Origin of the sequence: Sphingobium sp. ba1 (genome assembly GCF_000743655.1) — a bacterium.
In the GTDB taxonomy this organism is placed as follows: domain Bacteria; phylum Pseudomonadota; class Alphaproteobacteria; order Sphingomonadales; family Sphingomonadaceae; genus Sphingobium.
Map to the genome: position 1 here is coordinate 1 of NZ_JPPQ01000061.1, position 1,920 is coordinate 1,920.

General features: G+C 63.4%; 2 protein-coding genes. Both read left to right on the forward strand.

What is annotated here, in order from left to right; genetic code table 11:
- Window positions 1–1,164: TonB-dependent receptor (locus IL54_RS02840; protein ID WP_156106088.1), on the forward strand; the 1,164-nt coding region annotated here is incomplete at its 5' end.
- Window positions 1,164–1,920: alkaline phosphatase D family protein (locus tag IL54_RS02845; protein WP_037473067.1), on the forward strand; the 757-nt coding region annotated here is incomplete at its 3' end. The genes IL54_RS02840 and IL54_RS02845, both read left to right, overlap by 1 nt.

Genomic DNA, 1,920 nt, shown 5'->3' on the forward strand with positions numbered 1-1,920 from the left:
TGTAACACGATGGCCTGGTTTTACGCCGCCGAATGGCCGACTTTTGCTCCGCCGTTGACAATCGAGGCACGGCTGCAGAATCGCGACAAGGGCAACATCAACTGGACGGTCGGCGGTGCCTGGTTCAAGGACAAGATCAGCCTGTTCAGCACGCTGGACGGCGCCGACACCTTCCGTACCGTGTTCGAAGCGAACTATCTGCAGCGGCGCGAAAGCCTCGCGGCCTTCGCAGACGTCGATTTCAAGGTCGCGCCGCGCCTTCGTGCCGATCTGGGCGTGCGCATCAGCAACGAAAAGAACCGCTTCAGCGGCTACACGCATGATCTCAACCCCTATGGCGTGTCGATCGGATCGCTGGTGTTCGCCCTGCCCGCCGAATTCGACAACAAGCTCAGTGAGACGAGCCCTTCGGGTCGCGCCACGGTCACGTATGAACTGAGCGAGGATGCACGGGTCTATGGCTCGGTCGGACGCGGCTTCCGTGCCGGCGGTTTCGACGGCAGCACGATCTGGTCGACCCCCGAAGCCGATGCATTCAAGTCGGAAAGCGTATGGGCCTATGAAGGCGGGGTGAAGTTCATGCCTGCGCGCGGCCCTGTGCAGTTCGAAGTTGCGGGCTTCTATTATGATTTCTCGAACATTCAGGCCGGTTCCTTCCGCACCTATGATGGCGCCACCACCAGCGTACGCACCAATGTGGGCAAGGCGCGCAGCTATGGCGGCGAGGCCAGCTTCACGATCCGCCCGGTGCGCCCGATGACCATCAATTTCGGCGTCGCGCTGCTCGACACGAAGGTCACCGCGATCGAGGCGATCACCGCTGCCGAAAAGGCGCGCCTGGGCAACGACTTGCCGTTCGCGCCGAACATGACGCTGAACGGCTCGATCCGCTACGAGTTCGCGCTGAACGATCGCATGACGCTGACGCCTCAGGTCGATGCCCGCTACGTCGATGCCTATTATGGCGATCTCGACAATACGGCGCCGGTCGGGGACTTCGCGCTCGTCAATGCGCGCATCGATCTCAAGATCGACCAGCGCTGGACCGTGGCCGGCTTCGTGCGCAACATCGCCGATGTCGATTACACGACCGGCGGATCGGCGACGCAGGCATTCAGCGGCACGCCGCGCACCTGGGGCGTTTCGCTCGGGGCGCGTTTCTGATGGCGCTGACGCGGCGCGGCGTTCTTGCGGGATCGGCGGCGGGCGGGCTTTTGCTCGCCGCCGGTCCCGCCGGGGCAAAAACGAACATGGTCTTCGCGCATGGCGTGGCGAGCGGCGATCCGCATGCCGACAGCGTCCTGCTGTGGACCCGCGTGACCGATCCTGCCCATGGGCCGGTCAGCGGCACATGGGAAATGGCCGAGGATGAACTGTTCACGCGCATCGCTGCGCGCGGATCGTTCAGCACATCGGCGGCGCGGGACCATACGGTCAAGGTGATCGCCTCCGGCCTGAAGGCGGGCCGCGAATATTTCTACCGCTTCCGTGCCATGGACACGGTATCGGCGATCGGGCGGGCAAAAACCCTGCCAACGGGACGCATCGATCGTCTCGATATCGTGCTCGCCTGCTGCGCCATGTATATGTTCGGCGAATTTCACGCCTACCGGGCCATTGCCGATCGGGAAGCGGTGGACCTCATCCTCTTCGTGGGCGACTATATTTACGAATATGGCGCCAACTCGATGCCCGCACTCATGGATGTTCGGGCGATCGAGCCAACGCACGACACGGTCACGCTCGCCGACTATCGCGCACGCTATGCACAGTGGCGTCGTGATCCGGCCCTGCGCGACGCCCATGCCCGCGCGTCGTGGATTTGCATGTGGGACGACCATGAAATCGCGAACGACGACTGGATGCATGGTGCCCAGCATCACGATCCGGCGGCCAACGGCGACTGGGAGGAGCGCAAGG